General features: G+C 40.5%; 10 protein-coding genes and 3 pseudogenes. 7 read left to right on the forward strand and 6 right to left on the reverse strand.

Annotation, left to right across the window (positions count from 1 at the left end; genetic code table 11):
- The first annotated feature begins 532 nt into the window (after positions 1-532).
- Together P4S61_RS19595 and P4S61_RS19600 are read left to right on the forward strand one after the other, a co-directional pair.
- A complete protein-coding gene (locus P4S61_RS19595; RefSeq protein WP_182757475.1) occupies positions 533-3,034 on the forward strand; it encodes a S8 family serine peptidase in 2,502 nt (833 codons plus the stop codon).
- A 244-nt stretch (positions 3,035-3,278) separates the two neighbouring features.
- Positions 3,279-4,742, forward strand: coding sequence for a carbon starvation CstA family protein (locus P4S61_RS19600; RefSeq protein ID WP_145234518.1), 1,464 nt, complete (start codon positions 3,279-3,281; stop codon positions 4,740-4,742).
- A 131-nt stretch (positions 4,743-4,873) separates the two neighbouring features.
- On the opposite strand, the gene P4S61_RS19605 is transcribed toward P4S61_RS19600, so the two are convergent.
- On the reverse strand, positions 4,874-5,392 hold the full coding sequence (locus tag P4S61_RS19605; RefSeq protein ID WP_145234516.1) for a TetR/AcrR family transcriptional regulator: 519 nt from the start codon (positions 5,390-5,392) through the stop codon (positions 4,874-4,876).
- A 179-nt stretch (positions 5,393-5,571) separates the two neighbouring features.
- Here P4S61_RS19605 and P4S61_RS19610 point away from each other — a divergent pair, with 179 nt between their 5' ends.
- The 3 genes and pseudogenes from P4S61_RS19610 (at position 5,572) to P4S61_RS19620 (ending at position 7,434) form a co-directional block, all read left to right on the forward strand.
- On the forward strand, positions 5,572-6,192 hold the full coding sequence (locus P4S61_RS19610; RefSeq protein ID WP_337119027.1) for a glutathione S-transferase family protein: 621 nt from the start codon (positions 5,572-5,574) through the stop codon (positions 6,190-6,192).
- A 27-nt stretch (positions 6,193-6,219) separates the two neighbouring features.
- Positions 6,220-6,912, forward strand: coding sequence for a cupin domain-containing protein (locus P4S61_RS19615; protein ID WP_337119028.1), 693 nt, complete (start codon positions 6,220-6,222; stop codon positions 6,910-6,912).
- 121 nt (positions 6,913-7,033) lie between these two features.
- Positions 7,034-7,434 (forward strand): annotated as a pseudogene (locus P4S61_RS19620) (STAS/SEC14 domain-containing protein).
- 199 nt (positions 7,435-7,633) lie between these two features.
- On the opposite strand, the gene P4S61_RS19625 reads toward P4S61_RS19620, so the two are convergent.
- The 3 genes and pseudogenes from P4S61_RS19625 to P4S61_RS19635 form a co-directional block, all read right to left on the reverse strand.
- Entirely contained in the window at positions 7,634-8,578 is a 945-nt protein-coding gene (locus P4S61_RS19625; RefSeq protein WP_337119029.1) for a carbohydrate kinase family protein, read from the reverse strand.
- A gap of 129 nt (positions 8,579-8,707) precedes the next feature.
- Positions 8,708-11,100 (reverse strand): annotated as a pseudogene (locus P4S61_RS19630) (TonB-dependent receptor domain-containing protein).
- 167 nt (positions 11,101-11,267) lie between these two features.
- On the reverse strand, positions 11,268-12,497 hold the full coding sequence (locus P4S61_RS19635) for an MFS transporter (RefSeq protein WP_149981806.1): 1,230 nt from the start codon (positions 12,495-12,497) through the stop codon (positions 11,268-11,270).
- A gap of 176 nt (positions 12,498-12,673) precedes the next feature.
- On the opposite strand from P4S61_RS19635, the pseudogene gtfA reads away from it, so the two are divergent.
- Positions 12,674-14,145: pseudogene (gtfA, locus tag P4S61_RS19640) on the forward strand (sucrose phosphorylase).
- Between the two features lie 25 nt (positions 14,146-14,170).
- Here the strand turns inward: gtfA and P4S61_RS19645 are convergent.
- On the reverse strand, positions 14,171-15,232 hold the full coding sequence (locus P4S61_RS19645; protein ID WP_337119286.1) for a LacI family DNA-binding transcriptional regulator: 1,062 nt from the start codon (positions 15,230-15,232) through the stop codon (positions 14,171-14,173).
- A gap of 392 nt (positions 15,233-15,624) precedes the next feature.
- Between P4S61_RS19645 and P4S61_RS19650 the strand changes: the two genes are divergently transcribed.
- Positions 15,625-18,399, forward strand: a complete 2,775-nt coding sequence (locus tag P4S61_RS19650) for a collagenase (protein WP_337119030.1) — start codon at positions 15,625-15,627, stop codon at positions 18,397-18,399.
- An 88-nt stretch (positions 18,400-18,487) separates the two neighbouring features.
- Here the strand turns inward: P4S61_RS19650 and P4S61_RS19655 are convergent, their stop codons facing one another.
- A complete protein-coding gene (locus P4S61_RS19655; RefSeq protein ID WP_149981802.1) occupies positions 18,488-19,504 on the reverse strand; it encodes an ABC transporter ATP-binding protein in 1,017 nt (338 codons plus the stop codon).

Consider the following 19,504-nt stretch of genomic DNA (forward strand, 5'->3'; position numbering starts at 1 on the left):
GTTCTGCATAGTTTGTTCGGCATGCCTTGCCGATTTAAGTTTTGTGATATCAAGAGCAAAAAGCTCACTCATACAAAAGTGAGTGAAGAATTATATTGATATGCAGTGTTGTGTTTTATGCAATTAATGCTTTTTTACTTACGCACTGCTACCAATTGACGGTTAACTTTATTGTGTAAACGTAATATTCGAAATCATCTCTTTTTATGATTTTTAATCTACTTTCTTTTCAACTGCTTACTTGTTTTCCACCGTATTCAGCTTGGAATGTTGAATAATCTGGTAATAAAAGATGAGGCGAGTAAGGCATCTACTGAGCGCTAATTACTCATAAAAACGATTGTGTTGTTAATAAATTGACCGTTAAAAACAGTGTTAAAGACTGGTTTTTTAGTAATTTATTGAATTTTTCTTGTCTGGTTTAGGTTTTCTCTGTCATTTATGGTGCTTGCCAGTGATATTTCAAAAGTAGTGAAGTTAGCGAAACTTAGCAGCAAAGCTAAGTTAATATTTCTAACTATGGATACAAAATATGAAAACTAAATTATCTATTTTAAGCTTGGCTATTTTGCCATGTTTAGCTGCAGCACAAGTAACAACCATTGCTGCAGAGCCTTCAGCACGAGCTTCTCAAGACTCATTGCTTGTTATGTATAAAAAAGGCACTTCTGTGGCAATGCGTAGTCAAGCCCGCAGTTTAGTAAAAGCTAAAGTGAGTGATTTAAATAAAGATGGTGTTGATGATAACTATTCGTCGATTTTATCTGGTCGTTTAGCTAAGTTTGAAGTAACTGGCATGAGCACCAAGCAAGCAATTAAATTACTGCAAACACATGCAGCGGTTGAATATGTTGAGCCAGATTATCGCGTGAGTATTGCTACGGCTCCCAATGACCCTGATTTTTCAAAGTTGTGGGGGTTACACAATGAAGGCCAATCTGGTGGGACGGCCGATGCGGATATAGATGCACTCGAAGCATGGTCAATTACAACAGGTGGCAAAGATGTCGTTGTGGGCGTTATCGATACTGGTGTAGATCACAGTCATAGTGATTTAACGGCAAATATGTGGATAAACCCGAATGAAATCGCAGGCGATGGCATCGATAATGATGGTAATGGCTACATTGATGACGTCCATGGTATTAATGCCATTACAAATGTTGGCGACCCAATGGATGACCAAGGTCACGGTACGCATGTCTCAGGGACAATCGGCGCTGCAGGTAATAACAATAATGGTGTTGTGGGTGTTAATCATGAAGCGGCGATTGTTGGTTGTAAGTTCTTAGATGCATCAGGCAGTGGCTCTACATCCGACGCTATTAAGTGTATTGACTATATGGTGAGTCTGAAAAATGCGGGTGTAAATGTTCGCGTACTAAATAATAGTTGGGGCGGTGGTGGCTTTAGCCAAGCGCTTGCTGATGCGATAACCGCCAGCGAACAAGCTGACATTTTATTTGTTGCCGCTGCAGGTAATGACGCCGTTGATAATGATCAAAATCCACATTATCCATCCAATTATGAGCATGAAAGCGTGTTGTCAGTGGCCAGCACTGATCGTAACGATAATATGTCAGACTTTTCACAGTGGGGTTTAACCAGTGTTGATTTAGGCGCACCAGGGAGCGCTATTTTATCAACCGTACCGGGTAATGGTTATGCCACTTACTCTGGTACATCAATGGCCACACCGCATGTTGCGGGTGTCGCTGCTTTGGTACTATCACTCAATCCTGACTTATCAACAAGTGAGCTTAAACAGCTGCTTATGGATAGTGGCGATGATAATGCACAACTGGCAGGGAAGACCGTATCGGGCAAACGCTTAAACGCTAATCAAGCTCTTGAGCAGGCAGACCCTACACCAAGCTTTAAACTATCTGTTACACCAACAGCTCAGCAGATCACTGCCGGTGAAACGGCAACATATACATTTGAAATTGGCTCAATTGCCCAGTGGCAAGGGGTTGTAGACCTTGAATTAATTGGCGATTTAGCTGGTGCTAGTTTATCAGCAAACACTGCAACGCCTGGTGATGTGGTGATACTTAGTGTGCCAACTCAAGAGTCAACACAATGGGGGCGCTATGACTTTAGCGTAAATGCATCTTCTGGCGAGTTGGCTAAGCAGAAGTCAGTAAGCTTATTAGTTGATCCTGTTGGCTTAAATGATTTTACCTATACGAATGATACCGCAGTAGCAATCCCCGATAACAATGTTGACGGTGTTGATTCTGTGATCACCGTAAATGATCCACTGACTGTTTTTGCAACTCAAGCGAGTATTGATATTTCACATACTTACATTGGTGATTTAATCGTTACGTTAACCTCGCCTAGAGGAACAAGTTCTACATTGCATAGTCAGTCAGGCGGTAGCGCAGAGGATATAGTACAAAGCTACTCTTTAGCTGATTTTAATGGCGAAGTGGCAACGGGTGATTGGGTATTACATGTTGAAGATACCTATGCGGCAGATACTGGCACACTGAATAATTGGTCACTTACATTTAGTGCAATTGGTGAGGTAACCCCGCAGCCACCACAAGCTGATTTTGACTATGATGCACAAGCTTTAACAGTCTCGTTTACGGATTCAAGCAGCGATGCAAATAACGATATTACACAATGGAGCTGGGACTTTGGTGATGGTGCAACTTCAACAGATGCAAATCCAGTTCACGCTTATGCGCAATCAGGTAACTACCAAGTAACATTAACTGTAACCGATAGTGAAGGTAATACTGATTCGTCAGTACAGACCGTGGTTGTGAGTGATGTTGCAATTGCGTTGAGTTTAACCCGCGCGAATAAAACCCGCTTAAACACTATGCGTGTTGATCTTAGCTGGGAGCAAGTGGGTGCTCAATCACTTAATGTATATCGCAATGGTGAGTTTGTAGGAACAACGACTGATAACGGCCGTCACCGTGACTTCTTACGTAATGCAACTTTGCCAGCCTATGATTACCAAGTTTGTGTTACAGCAGATGTATGTTCAAATATCGTAACAGTGACATTTGAATAAGTGCACTTAACATTTAAATAATTCCCCGTGAAGTCCCAAGCCTTGCTGTTCCCCTGCAAGGCTTTTTTATTGCCTACTATATTGTTCCTGATAGTTAAACTCTGCACTTCAAACATCTAATAATATTATCAGATAGTCGTATTGTGGATTTTAACAGGCTCTGCTAACGTTCAACGATTACCCATAGTTTGAAATTCGGGGCGACTGACAACGCGCTCTATATTACAAAAAGAGAAACGTGCTTATGATCATCTTTTTTATCTGCCTGACTATTTTAATATTAGGTTACAAGTTCTACAGTCCCTTTGTAGAAAAACAAGCTGGTATGGACGCCACCATTGATACACCACAAAAACGTTTTAGCGAAGGTGTTGACTATGTTGCAATTCATCCTGTTCGTGCGTTTTTAATTCAGTTTTTAAATATTGCAGGGGTAGGCCCAATATTTGGCCCTATTCTCGGTGCTCTATATGGACCAATTGCTTTGGTCTGGATCGTACTCGGTAATGTATTAGGTGGAGCTGTACACGACTTTTACTCAGGTGTTATGAGTATCAAAGAGGATGGCAAAAGCTTACCAGAAATTGCAGGTAAATATTATAACGTTGTATTTAAAGGCTTTATGTTAATATTTACGGCGATGTTACTGTTTTTTGTCGGCGTGGTATTCATAATGAGCCCCGCTGGATTATTAAGTAACTTAGACGTATTTAAAGATACTATATTTGCCAATAATACCTTTTGGGTTTTGGCTATTTTGGCTTATTACTTTTTAGCTACTTTACTGCCAATTGATAAAATCATTACTAAATTTTACCCTGTTTTTGGTTTATTAATGATTGTGATGACGGTTGCAATTGCTGTATCACTGTTAATTAATGCGCCGCATTTACCGGTAGCTGGTGATTTTTTAGCGTATTTTGAAGCTGATCATGCCCATGACTTTTTAACTCCAAATCCAGATGGATTACCTACGTGGCCGTTATTGTTTATTACCATAACTTGTGGTGCTATTAGTGGTTTTCATTCTACGCAAGCACCAATTATTGCACGTTGCCTAACTAACGAAAAATACGTTCGTCCAGTTTATTATGGCGCAATGATGTGTGAAGGTATTGTTGGTTGTGTATGGGCATTAGCGGGTATTGCTGCTTTCCCAGAAGGCTATGCAGGTTTGAAAGCAATGCTTGATTTAGGCGGCCCAGGTTTGGTGGTTAACCATATAGCAAACAGTTATTTAGGTGTGTTTGGTGGTATTATGGCGATTATTGCAGTAGCAGTATTCCCAATTACCTCAGGCGATACGGCGTTTCGTTCACTTCGTTTAACAGTGGTTGATGCGTTTAGTATTCCGCAAAGTTTGCGTAATCGTTTATTGCTAGCAATCCCTATTTTAACGATTGCCTACTTTATGACTAAGCTTGATTTCTCTGTGATTTGGCGCTACTTCGCATTCTCAAATATGCTGCTTTCTACGAGTGTGTTATGGCTTGCGACCAAGTACTTATTTGACCGTGGAACATTTCACTGGATTGCCAGTGTACCTGCAGTCATCGCTACAGCAGTGACCTTGTCATACATAATGACTGCGGCAATAGGGTTAAACTTATCAAGTGATTTAGGTAAACCGATTGGTGCAGCAGTGGCGGTAATAGGCTTTATAGTACTAGCGATAGTGCATTCAAAGCATAAAGTGCGTGCAGTTTAATAAATCGTAATCTTAATAATGTAAAAGCGAGCCTTGTGAAGGCTCGCTTTTTTATGTTTAATCGAGTTGTAATTTAGTTAATAGCTTTATCAACTTTTTGATCACTAACCGTTCAGGCAAACTATTAGCCGTTAAAAAGTAGCTTGCTCAAAGTAGCGAATATCATCAAGGGTGTTGCTGATCATCATTGCGCCCTCTAATAAACTCACTGTTTTAATCGCAGCACGTTCAGGATTAAGCTCTCCATTTATTTTATGTGCTTGAGTTAACCAGACTAAATTTTTAATGAAAAAGCGTTTTACTTCATCGCGCACTTTATCAGGAAGGCTGTCACTTTGTGCGCCAAGTAAGCCACATAAACACATTTTTTTATCCATCACTAACGCATTTCTAAATAATTGCGTGTAAATATCGATTGGATTTTTACCGTTTGCTTTATGTGCCTCCGGTTCGCCAAGCACAGCGATAAAGGCATCAGTGTATTGATGCGCGAGTTCAGCACCTAAATCAGCTTTGGTCGGAAAATGATAATGCACACTCGCACTTTTAATACCAATTTCATTCGCCAACTCTCTAAAGCTAAAATTGCTATAGCCACCAAGTCTAACCTTATTTTCTGCTGCTTTTAACAGGGCTGCTTTTTTTGTCATTTTAAAACTTCCTTCATATCGCTGCAAAAAATTATCAACCAGTAGGTAGTTATTTTCAAGCTCTTTTATTTTTAGTTTGCAAAGATCGAGATCTTAATATAAATTACCTATCAGTAGGTAGGTAATTTAATCTTGCCAATATTAGTTCAAACTGTGGTTAAAAATATAAAGAGATAATTATGAAAATTTATGACGTAGAAAACTTTCCTAATCCATTACGTGTACGTATTGCACTTGCTGAAAAAAATGCGACTGACAAAGTAGAATTTGTTGCTGTTGATTTATTAAATGGTGAGCATCGTACTGAAGCCTTTTTAGCTAAAAACCCCTTAGCAGGCGTGCCTGTTTTAGAGCTAGATGACGGGACATATATAGCAGAATGCACCGCGATTACTGAATACATTGATAGTTCTTTTGCTGGCCCTTCATTAACCGGTGTTGAGGCAAAAGAACGCGCGGTGATTAATATGGTGCAAAAGCGTGCGGAGTCAATGGTCCTTGATGCTGTAGCCAGTTACTTTCATCATGCAACGGATGGCTTAGGCCCAGCACTTGAAACCTATCAAAATGTTGCTTGGGGAGAAAAGCAAGGTGAAAAAGCGCGCCAAGGCTTTGTTTATTTTAATACAGTGTTAGCCAATTCTGCTTATGTTGCCGGTGAGAATTTTAGTGTTGCAGATATTACTTTGTACGCCGGTCTGGTGTTTGCAGGATTTGCGAAAATTGCTATTCCTAGTGAGCTATCACATTTAATTGCATGGCAACAAAAGGTCTCTCAACGTCCAAGCATTGTCGCTTAGTTATCAATTTATAATGTGGAGCTACTTATGAAAATTGCAGCTGATTTTAGCGAACGTGTTGTTGTGCATAGCGAATCGTTAGAATGGATAGCCTCACCGATGGCGGGTGTTGATAGGCGTCCACTTGATAGAGTGGGCGATGAGGTTGCACGCGCAACCAGCATTGTACGTTATGCGCCAAACAGCCATTTTTCTGCCCATACACATACCGGCGGTGAAGAATTTATTGTGCTTGAAGGTGTTTTTCAAGATGAACATGGTGATTTCCCCAAGGGTTCTTATATTCGTAATCCGCCTGAGTCAAAACATACACCAAGCTCTGAAAACGGGTGCGTTATATTTGTAAAATTATGGCAGTTTCAGCCAGAGGACAGAGAGCATGTTCGCTTGCAAACTAATACCATGCACGGTGTTCCTCACCCTGAGTTTAGTGATGTAAATGTAGCTCCTCTTTATAAAGACGCCTTTGAAGAGGTGAGTATTTTAGCATTTGCACCTAACAGTGAAATATCGTTAAACGCCTTGGGTGGGGGCGAGCTTTTAGTTCTTGAAGGCTCGCTTGAAGAGCAGGGCGATACATTAGTAAAACACAGCTGGTTAAGAGTGCCGCCTAACAGCGAAATTAAAGCAATAGCAGGCAGTGAAGGAGCCAGAGTTTGGCTTAAAATCGATCATTTAACAGATGTTGAAAACCAAATAGCACGGCTTAAAAATGCATAATTAAGCATTTAATTAAAATAGGCACAATAAAAGTATATGTGCCTGTTTTTTGATCTACTTCACTATTGGTTACTAAGCTATCACCTATACTCAATGCTCATTTTATTGCGGAGTTCGGGTTATGGTAAATTTAACACACGGCTTATCTATTGGTATTGAGCGCTCTGGTTGCGAGTTTTTTTAACCTTAAAAGCCATAGGCACACTCACTCACAAAGATTATGAAGTGATTACGCCGATGATAGACTCTGCGCTTGGCGAAGTTAAACATCCTATTGTTAATGTACTCATAGATGGAACTGAGCTTGATGGCTGGGAACTTAGAGCCGCATGGGATGATTTAAAACTTGGCTTAAAACACAACAAAGAGTTTAAAAAAATAGCCATATACGGCAACAAAGACTGGCAATCAACCATCGCTAAATTAGGCAGTTGGTTTGTATCAGGTGAAATTCAATATTTTGAGAACGCCACTGCGGCTTTAGAATGGTTAAAAAGTAATGATGAAGAAGTAGATGCTTAAATAAAGGCCATAATCGGCCTTTATTTTTAAAGTATTTTATACCAATTCGCTTAATTAAGTGATCTATTTTGAGGCTGGAAAAACGTGTTGATAGCTAGGCAAAAAATTTGCTATTTAGTTGTTCTAAATGAGAATTTTTTAACGCAGATAGCGACACGTTTAGCCCCGTAAAATTATTAAGTATTATTGCGGATTGGTATTATACCTCTTGAAGTGTAGGTAATGCTGGAAAAGCCCCCTTGGCTAAGCAGGCTTTAGAGCCACAGCGAAGGCCGAAATTTAAAGCGCGTTTTACTATTTGCTGATTGTTGAGTTTATCCGTGAGCAATATATTTTCATCATTATGATTTAAATAATACAAAACCCTGGCAATAAACGCATCGCCCGCACTGGTGGTATCAACCGCCGTAATAATTGGTGCAGCTTCAGTAAATGTAAATACGTTATGGTAAACCGTTGCCGGTGCAGGGCCATCGGTTAAAAATACCAATTTAACACCTGTATCTAAAATAGATTGTAAATAATCATCAGGTGCTTGCTGTGTTTGCTCAGCTAAAAAGTTCAGCTCATCACGCGATAGCTTAACAATATCGCAATAGGCGTAACACGCGTGTACATTTTGCTCAATGTCATTGCTATTTTGCCACAAGCTATAGCGTAAATTCACATCAAAGCTGACTAGCTTATGGTTCTTTTTAGCCAGCTTTAAAGCATTGATCGTGGTGCGCGCAATGGTTAAATTAGTTAACGTGTTGGAACAAAAGTGTAGGGTACTCAATTCATCCCATTTGATATGGTTTAAATGCTCACTCGTTAACAGTAAATCGGCGGTATTGTGGCGATAAAAATTAAAGCTGCGTTCACCGGTTTCATCCAAACTGACAATAACCACGGCCGTTTGAGAGTCTTTAATTGTAAATAAGTACTCTGTACTTACCTTATATTGCGCAAGCGATTTACTTAATTGTTTAGCAAAATAGTCATCGCCCATACCGCCACAAAAAGCCGCTTTGCCGCCCAGTTTGGCATAACCTACCGCTACATTGGCAGGAGCGCCGCCAGCAATGGGCAAATAAGCACTGTTTTGAGAATCTTGCGGCAGCATATCAATAAGCAGCTCGCCAAGGCTAAGTAATTTGGTCATATTGTAAATCCTAAAAAACCTAGCAAGGGCTAGGTCAAAAGTAGTGGGAGAGTCTTTCAAGGTAAATAGATGTTAGGAGATCAAGCGCTGAAAATACATTATTCAGCGCTTAAAAATACTAAAGCTCGGTTAATTAAATAGGTATTTAAGTGTTAGTGACGTTGTACGGCCGTTAATAGTGCGGGCACGAATAATATTATTATCTGGGATAGAACCTTCTTCGGCTTCAGTAATACCGACTGTATCAAATAGGTTATTTACATTAAGCGCGATGCTAAGGTTTTCAGATAAATCGTAGCTTACAAAGCCATTTACTTGGGTGTAACCATCAAATTTAAGGTCGTTGTTGTCTTGAGCGTATGCATCGGTAGTACCAATAAAGCTTACACCAGCTGCACCTTTCTCGTAGCTATAACGCGCCATTAGTGAGTAAATTAAATCTGCTTGGCGTCGAGGCGTATTACCTTCTACTTCCGGTGTTAGTGCATCTTTAACGATTTCAGCATCGGTCCAGGTTAAGTTACCGCGAAAATCCCACGCATCGATGAAGTAAGTTGATTCAATCTCAATCCCTTTGGCTTCGTATTCACGGTCGAAAAAGGTTTGTGATGTAGCTTCAAAATTTTGCTCTTCAGTTTCTGCATAAAAAGCAGTTGCAAATACAGAGAAGGAATCAAAACGTTTTTTAACCCCAAACTCATATTGATTAACTTCATCTACAGCATCTTCTTTCGCAACAGAGCCATCTGCACGTACTTTACCAAATAAAAGTCGGTCAGCATTCGCTCGTCCGCCTTTACTGATACGAGCAAATGTTGCCAGACTTGGGTCAATTTGATAGTTAGCACCAATTGAATAAGATGTGTAGTTCCAGTCGTAGTTAACTGGGCTGGCATTAGTAATATCAATGCCTGCAACATTTTGTTCAGGAACGGATATTTCACCATCACGATTCATATCAACTGTAGAGGTTACTGCACCTGCGTAATTACCGCGAGCTTCGCCACTATCGTAACGGGCACTTGCATCAATACTTACATCGCCAAGTTTTGTAGAAAATGCAACGTACGGGGCGCGAGTGTCGTATTCTGTGTCGTAATCACGCTGACAACAGTTACCCCAAAAGGTGTTCCGTATGCGTATAAACCATTTTCAGAAAACTCAGTACCATCGGCAGCTGTGACATTTAATAAGGCTGCGTTATCGCCCTTAAGCTCCATTAGATAAGAGTTCCATAACCACGACATGGCAATGTTTTGCGTTGATGCGTAGTAACCAAACGTAATGCTGGTGTCGTCATCGAGCGATTTAGTCAATTTAAAGTCGTTCACAATAGAGTCAAAGTCGTTCATTGTGACGTCAAACGTATGAATGCGCATTGCTAAATTGTCATTAAATGCAGCCCCAGTATTTGCATTGCTGAGTGTTGCACCTGCGCCGCCAATACTTTCTGCAATCGACGTTGAACTGCCTACTTCAGCAGGAATAAGTGAATTAAAGTTACCGCTTACAGATGATTTACGAAAACGGTTTTCGATACGCCAATCATTATCTAAGTCAAATACTGCTTCGAAGCCAATTGAGTCAACTTTAGGGTTCATACCGTCGCGAATATCGCCACTGCTAATTTGGTTTTCGCCGTTTAGACGCACTGTTTTTGTAAATAATGCCGAGTGTGGTGTATCCGATTGTGCGTCAAACCCAGGGATAGAATCGCCATTTGCATACATTGGCATCGGTAAGTAACCTACGCTTTTATCATCTAAATGCTTGTAATAAATTCGAACATAGCCGTTTTCAAAATCTTTGGTTAGGTTGGCTTTAATTTGCCCGCCTTTATTTGATGTGTAACCTGTTTCGCGTGGACCTTCACCTTGGCGAACAAAGCCACCGACATGAAAACGTACACTATCGCTTAGGTAAGTACCGTATTCAAAGTCTGTACGAACGCTATCGTAATCGAGGCCCAGAGTAGTTGATACGCTGCCTGATTCGTTTTCACCATTTTTAGAAATAAAGTTAATAATGCCACCAGGTGCATTACTTGCAGCCGTCGATGCTGAGCCGCCACGAATTGATTCGATTGTTTGTACGGTATTATCTAAGCGCATAAAAATATCAGCGTTACCAAAAGCGATATCACCGTATTGCAGTACAGGTAAACCGTCTTCTTGTAATTGTAAAAATTTCGCACCGCCAGATGCCACAGGTAAACCACGCACAGCAATGTTTGCGTTACCTTCACCACCGGTCGATTCTGCGCGAATACCCGGAATGATTCTAAACGCCTCAGCGGTTGAGCGAGGTGTAGACACTTCAACCTGTTCAAGCGACAAGCTACTGACTGATACGCTTGATGCCATAATCGTTGTACGACGTGGTACACCAGTTACAACGATTGTTTCAAGACCTTTGTTAGCTTGTACTTGAGAATTTTGATCTTGTTGTTGCGCATGTACGCCTTGGCTTACTGCAAGTGCTAATGCACTGATTAAATATAAAGGTGTGTTGTGTGTTGTCATGGTTACGCCTCGTTATGTTGAACCCAATTGGATTTGTATTTTTACTTAATCGATTAAGTAAAAATAACAAATATTTTACAAGAAGCAAATTATTTTGTGCTTAATTTGCTCTTTTTTTATTCATTCATTGATTTATAAAGTATTTTTTATTGTCTTAGAATATAGGTTTACTCAGTTACAGGGTTATCTTGCTGTAAAGCCGTTGCTGATGGATCTTTAAAATAATTAAACAGCATAGCTAAAAATAAAATGACAGCAAAGCCCGTAGCTAAATAAAAACCGTAACGCACATGGCCAAAGTAATCGCTGATCATACCCATGAACAAGGGTGCTAAAGCCGCCGAAAGTGCGGTAAAAAATAATATCACGCCCGCCACAGCACCGTGCTGTTGCACTGCAAAGCAGGATATACCTTTAGAGTTTAAAGTCGGATAAACCATCGACATAAATAACCCCGAAAGCGGCAATAAACCCACAGCCCAATCAACGCCACCGAATAATGTACCGACATAACACAGCGCAATGCCTAAGCTTAAATAGGCCATAACACCTTGCCAGCTATAGCGGTTTAGTAACCATACGGCAATAAATCGCCCTGCGGCACGCAGTACAAAAAATATTGTCAATGCATAGGTTGCAAGTAGTGGCCAAGAGCCAGTGTAATCTTTTAACAGCGTAGGCATCCATACATAAATAGCAACCTCCGTGGCCACGTAAAGGGCAATTGCCAGAGAAAAACCTAGCGCATACGGATTTTTGATCATTTTCATGGTGGTGGCAAGCGAGGTGGGCTTTGCTGTGGTTTTTACAACGGCTGGGTAGTCTGCACGCCACGCTAGTAAAGCGAGAATTAAACACATTACACCTGCAATAATGTACAGGTAAGTCCAGCTTACATTTTGCACCAGTAAGACGCCTACTAGAGCTGGCCCTACAATGGCGCCTATGCCAAAAAAGCCTTCTACCTTATTCATCGTTTTAGTGTGATCTTCGTTACTATGTGAAATATCACCAAGTAACGCAAGCGCACCCGTTTTAAATAAACCAATGGCTAAGCCTATGCAGCAAAGTAGCAATAAAAAGAAGGTAAAGCTGGTGCTAAACGCAAACAAGAAACAGCTCGCCGAAAATATTAAAAGGCCTAGCATGATGGTTGTTTTACGCCCTAAACTGTCTGCTAAAAAACCTAAAAACAATCCACTAAAAGCAATTAGCGCCATAGGTGCATAATGGAACGCGCTTGCTTGGGTCATGCTTAAACCAAACTCTTTAATAAGTTCAGGTATGATCATGCCCACCGCATCAGAAGTCATGGCAAACATAAAAAACATCATATATGTAAGCCAGCGTATTTGTTGCAACGGATCGCTGCTTACGTGTGTGTGTGATTTTGTCATGTACTTTTTCCTCGTTAAATGCTCAGTTAACACTTAGTAAGTCAGTTAGTTACTTATTGTAGTATTACGTGAGCCACGATTTTTGTATGTAAAATTATTAAAAATTACTTGTAAATTCTTACTTGCTAGTTAAAGATATATCTTAATCGATTAAGTTTCAACATGGTAATCACACAATGATGAAGAATAAAGTTCAATTGATCACATATGCTGATCGAATCACTGGCCAAGATATCAACGCATTGACCGCACTTTTAAATGGTCCATTACACGGCGTGTTCGGAGGTGTCCACCTATTGCCATTCTACAATCCAATTGATGGTAGTGATGCAGGCTTTGACCCTATTGATCATAGTGCCGTGGATGAACGGATCGGTACTTGGCAAGACATTCAAGTGTTAGGAGCAGACTATGATCTGATGGCCGATTTGATTGTGAACCACGTATCGGCGCAATCCTTTCAGTTTCAGGATGTACTAGCAAAAGGTAAAGCATCACCGTTTTGGGATTTATTTTTAACTAAAGAAGATGTCTTTCCAAATGGTATGAGTGACGCCGAGCAAAAAGCGATTTATCGCCCGCGCCCTGGCAGTTGTTTTACTCCAATGCCATGTGGCGATGGTCAAACGTATGATTTTTGGACCACGTTTACCGATAATCAAATCGACATTAATGTTAAAGTTGCTGCGGGCGTTGCGTATTTAAATAATGTATTAACAAAGTTCTCTGCTAATAACGTTAATATTATTCGTTTAGATGCGGCGGGTTACGCGATTAAGCAAGCTGGCACAAACTGCTTTATGCTAGATGAAACGTTTGATTATTTAGATAAGTTATCGGCGCAAGCTAATGCATTGGGTATGGAAACAATTGCTGAAATTCACAGCCATTATCAAACTCAAGTTGACGTCGCAAAGCGGGTCAATATGGTTTATGACTTTGCATTACCACCATTGATTTTGCACAGCTTATTTACCAATAATAGTGATGCACTTGTAAAGTGGTTAAATATTTCACCACGTAATTGCTTAACAGTACTCGATACCCACGATGGCATTGGTATTATTGATGCGGGTCCAATGGGTGATAAGCCAGGATTATTAAATGCAGCGCAAATTGATAATCTAGTTGAAACTATTCATGCAAATAGCAATAACCAAAGCCGCCAAGCAACTGGGGCTGCTGCCAGTAATGTCGACTTGTACCAAGTAAATTGCACTTATTACAATGCGTTAGGTGCAAATGATTTTGACTATTTAGTTGCGCGCGCGATTCAATTTTTTGCACCGGCGTACCACAAGTTTACTACGGTGGCTTATTCGCAGCTGAAAATGATATGGCGTTACTAGCAAAATCAAATGTAGGTCGTGATATTAATCGTCCATATTTAGATGCTGATATCATTGCGCAGTCTCTTGCAAAGCCTGTTGTACAGGGATTACTAAAATTAATTGAGATACGTAATACTCACAGTGCCTTTGCAGGTGAGTTTAGTGTTGAAGGTGATGACAATAGTTGTGCTTTAAAGTGGCTATTAAACGACAGTGAAATTGTCCTAAAAGTTAATTTTGCACGTCGCGAAGCGTTAATAATTGAACGCACTGGGAATGAGCAAATACTCACCTCACTAAATGATTTGTTAAACTAAATTAAACCTTACAATCAGTCACTTATCAGCCACTATGACCTAACTGTAATTGGTAGTTGATAAGTGCTTTTTGCTCTTCTTTGCTAATAAATAAATTAGCTGCTAACGATCCTTTTTCTTCACTATTTTGATGAATTGTTGTTAATGTTGGCATAGAGCGCTGCGCTTCATCAATGCCATCAAATCCAACAATTCGCAATTCTTGGGGTATTTTTATACCTATTTTAACTGCTTCGCGAATTGCCGCGAGGGCAATAAGATCACTCATACAAAGTAATACATTGGGTCTAGGTATGCAGTTGAGCGCCTCTTTTGCTGCGATGCTCGCATAACGTTCGCTACTTTCTGGAATATTCCAAGTTCTATCGTCACCTAAGGTAATGTTAACTTCGCTTAATGCTTTTTGATAACCTCGTAATCTTTGATGTGCAATTGATTGACCGGCTTCGCATTCATGATGCTCATATACACGACACAATACATTTTCATCTAATAACCGCAGTCCCAATATAGCGACCTGATCAGCACTGCTTTTTAATACGTGTTTAGCCACTTCATAACTAGCTTGTTCGTTATCTATGTTTACTGAGGCATTACGATCAATATCAAAATCAACGGTAACCACATGTTTGGGTACAATTTTTAATTGATCTACAAGTGATTGATTGCGCGGACGACCATAACAAATAAAGCCATCAACAAAATCTAATACGCTGTTAAGGTTTTGACTATTTCCCGAAAATAATAATAAGTTAATATTGTTTTTTTCAAGGATAGAAGCCACACCACGCATAAAACTACTGGCCACAGGATCCGACACCATATACTCAATACTGTCAGGTAATACCAGCGCAACAATATTAAATTTACCACGGCGTAATGATTGCGCTGCTTTATTGGGTCCAAAATAGCCAAGCTCTTTACACGCCAATAAAATAGACTCGCGACGACTTTTTGATAGTTGATCTGGACGATTAAATGCATTTGAAACGGTGGCGTTAGAAACGCCTAATTCTTTGGCGATGCTTTTTAATGTCCAATGTTTTTTTGGGTCATACGACTTCTCATGATAGTGAACGCGATTCACTAATAAATTACCATATTTCACGCTAAATCAAAGTGTTAATTATATTGTAGCGTGTATAGCAAGTTACGTAATTAGGTATTAGGAACAAGAATGAACTAGAAAGTGGTTGTTATTAATAATAAAGTACTGGCTTTTTTATATCTGCTAGCTTACTAACTCACACGTTACTGTTTGGGTGATTTTTCACAAAGTCGCCTTATCATTTATATCTTTACATATGTACCCTTTTTGATGATAAAGTGCTGTTGTTTTCTATTTTGCTACAACTAATGAATTAAAAATTTTTTAGTTTTAGGCAAAGTATATTGTATGTAATGGCGATTATATGTTGCAAATTGCGTCCTTGATAACCCGTTCTGGATTGAAATAATAAAATTTATCAAAGGTAAATTATGAAAATGAATAGATTGATTTTGGCGTTACCGTTATTAGGAGCAAGCTCTATGGCGCTTGCTAATACGACCCATCAGCGCGTATTCAAGCCACAAGCTGCGATTGTTGAACGTGTGCATCATCATGGCGTTGAACACGGCCATAATGAAAAAGCACCAATAGCACAGCTGCAATCACAACCCCAAAAATTTAGTATGTTAATGATGCGTAGCCAAGCTGCAACAGTCAGCTGCGATTTAAATGCACTGGCTAATGCTAGTTCAACGAGCATTATTACTGAGCTTAAAAATCAAGGTAGTGGCTGTGTTAATGAACTATTTAGTGCATCAGCATCAACTCAGAGCCTAGTATTTAGTTCTGATAATATGTATGCGGTTGCTAATCATGCAAAGTCACTCTCACAGACTTATGCTGGCGGTGGTGACATTGAACTCGAGGCATTGTTCCTATATTTACGAGCTGGTTTTTATGCGGAATTTTACAACGACAACGTGAGCTTTAGCTCTTGGGTTACGCCTGCCGTAATTGATGCGATAGATGCTTTTGTAAACAACAGCCATTTTTATGACGATAATGACGGCCATGGTAAAACGCTTTCTGAAGTGATCATTACGATGGACAGCGCTGAACAGCAACATCGTTACTTGTATGTGGTGAAACAGTGGCTAACGCGTTTTAACGAAAGCTATGCTGCAAAATGGAATATACGCAGTGCGGTGAATGGTATTTTTACTTTACTTTATCGAGGCCAGTGGAATGATGCATTTGTTACAGCTGTAGCTAGCGATACTGATTTAGTTACTAAGCTGAATGCATTTACCCAAAAGCAGTGGATGATTGACTCTGACGCACAATATTTAATTGTTAATGCAGCCAGTGAGCTTGCGCGCCTTAAGCAGTATTCCGACACTGCTATTCAAGCTACTGTTGATACTGGCTTAAAAGCGGTTTTTAGTACTTATAACAGCTTTGGCTATGGTGATGCAGTATGGCTTGCGGCGGCAGATTCTGTCAGTTATTACGCTGATTGTAATGACTATGGTATTTGTGGATTTGTTGATGAACTTACTCAGCAAGCGCTTTCGCAAAATTATAGCTGTAGTAGCACTATTAAAATTCGCTCACAAAATATGACTGCAGCACAACATACAGCTGCATGTGCTGCAATGGGCGCAGAAGAAGGTTTATTTCACACTAAACTTGCCACCAATAACACCCCAGTTGCCGATGATAACAACAGTTTTTTACAAGTAAATATATTTGATAGCAGCGATGATTATAGTAAATACGCAGGTGCGATTTTTGGCATTAACACCAATAATGGCGGCATGTATTTAGAAGGTGACCCCGCAGTTGTGGGTAATCAAGCAAATTTTATTGCCTATGAGGCGAGTTACGCCAATGCTGAGCATTACGTGTGGAATCTAGAGCACGAATATGTGCATTACTTAGATGGTCGTTTTGACTTATATGGAAACTTTAATTCACCAACTGAAGATATCGTGTGGTGGTCAGAAGGCGTTGCAGAATATGTTGCTAATCTTGATAACAATGACGCCGCTAAAAATACCATCAGTGATGGTTCGCGTTATACCTTAGCGCAAGTATTTGCCACTAACTATGACGGTTTTGATCAAGACCGTATTTATCGCTGGGGTTACTTAGCTGTGCGCTTTATGTTCGAACGCCATTACAGTGAAATTAATGCCATGCTTGCAGATACACGCATTGGTAATTGGAGTGCTTATAAAGCGAAAACTGTGCAGTGGGCAAATAATTATGAAAACGAGTTTGTACAATGGTGTGATGACTTAGTTGCAGGTACAACCACTAATACGCCACCAATCGCATACATCAATGGACCTTATGCTGGTATGCAAAACAATGAGATCAATTTTACGAGCAATGGCAGTATTGACAGTGACGGCTCAATTGTTAGTTATCAGTGGAGCTTTGGTGATGGCAGTAGTTCTAATCAAGCAAACCCGGTGCATACTTATACAACATCAGGACAATATAGCGTATCGTTAACGGTTGTTGATAACCAAGGTGCCAGCCAAACCGCATCAACATTGGCTAGTATTGAAGAGGATAGCAGCGTTGGTAACGGCGAGTTGATAAACGCTCAACCAATGACTATTGCTGGCGAGCAAGATGAGCTGTTGTATTTCAGCTTTGATGTACCGCAAGGTGCCAGCGACTTAGTGTTTAGCTTAAGTGGTGGCACGGGCGATGCTGATTTATATGTGAGTTATGCTGCTACACCAACAATGGATAGTTATGATTGTCGTCCTTATGTCGGTGGTAATAGTGAACAATGTGTAATAAATCCTGCGCAAGCAGGTGTTTATCAAGTAATGGTTCGTGGCTATAACATGTTTGATAATGTGCAATTAACTGCTTCATACACAGGAGCAAGCAGTAATATACCTGATGCATGTGCTACCCAAGGTAGTCGTAGCAATGGCCGTTTAAATGACGGTGAAGTGATTTGTTTGGGTAACAGCGATCCTATGTGGTTTAGTATTGCTGACGTTCAAAGTCAAAGTGGTGTGGCGATAACCACCGCTAATGGCAGTGGCGACATCAGCCTAAGTTATTCAAACAGCAGCTGGCCAAATGGCAGTAATGAACAGGCTCAGTCCAGTAATAGCGGCAATAGCGAATGTATTTATATTAGTGATCAAAGCCAATATTGGGGTTATTTAAAGGTGTCGGGCAATAGTACTGGTGCAAGTCTAGTGGTTGATTTTAATAGCCAAGGGTGTCGTTAAAATTATCATATTAAAAAAGTAAAGCACCTACAGCAAAGCCCATCTAGATGGGCTTTTTTAGTGTTGTAACTTAAGCGTTAAAGTGAGTTTAGATTGCTCGTTTATACACCGCGAGTGGATGCGAAGTACTTAACGATACGTGCACGCTATCGCCAGGGTATACCACGACTTCGTGGCTTACGCGGCTAGTAACCACTGTTTTACAGGCAAGCTCTACTGCACATAAACGACTCCCTCCTTCAAAGCGTACCCATACGACCACACCGTTGTTGCCGATCTCACCTTGTACTAGCATTACATCGTCGGGGCGAAGTAGGACATCCACCTCACCTTGTTGGCAATCTACGGCTAGAGCGGGCACATTGCCGATGGCTGTAGTTGCTTGATTATTCTCAAAAAAACCGCTAATGAAACTTGCTTCACCTAAAAAACGTGCAACAAAGCGATTGTTGGGCACACTAAAACAACGCTCAGGAGTATCAAGTTGCTGGATTTTTCCGGCCTTGAGCACACCCACACGATCGCCTATTGATAAAGCTTCTTCTTGATCATGAGTCACCCAAATTGCAGGCACGCCAGCTTTTTTCAGGGCATTTCGGATATCCCAGCGCAGCATATCTTTTAGTGCCGCATCAAGGTTTGAAAGCGGCTCATCAAGTAACACAAAGTCAGGTTGGTGGGCAAGGGTACGTGCTAGTGCAACTCGTTGTTTTTGACCGCCTGAAAGGGTGGCTGGCTTTTTATGACGAAAATCATCAAGACCCAGAAGGGCTATCCAATGATCAGCAACGGCGGTATCTTTTAAACGAAAGCCAATGTTTTGCTCAACGGTTAAATGAGGGAATAACGCAAAGTCTTGAAATACCATACCTACGCTGCGTTTTTCAGGCGGCACAGTCAATTTTGGGGTAGCCTGCCATTTACCTAAGTTAATTTCACCTTCGCTAATAGGGATTAGTCCGGCGAGCGCTTGTAAAATTGTGCTTTTACCACAGCCCGTAGGGCCTACTAGCATGAGAATTTCACTTTCACCAAGCAACAAATTTAGGTCGCTTACTACACGGTTACTGCCATAATCTATAGACAACTGGCTTACAGATAGCAT

It is taken from the genome of Pseudoalteromonas sp. B160, assembly GCF_037162485.1.
Lineage (GTDB): Bacteria > Pseudomonadota > Gammaproteobacteria > Enterobacterales > Alteromonadaceae > Pseudoalteromonas > Pseudoalteromonas rhizosphaerae.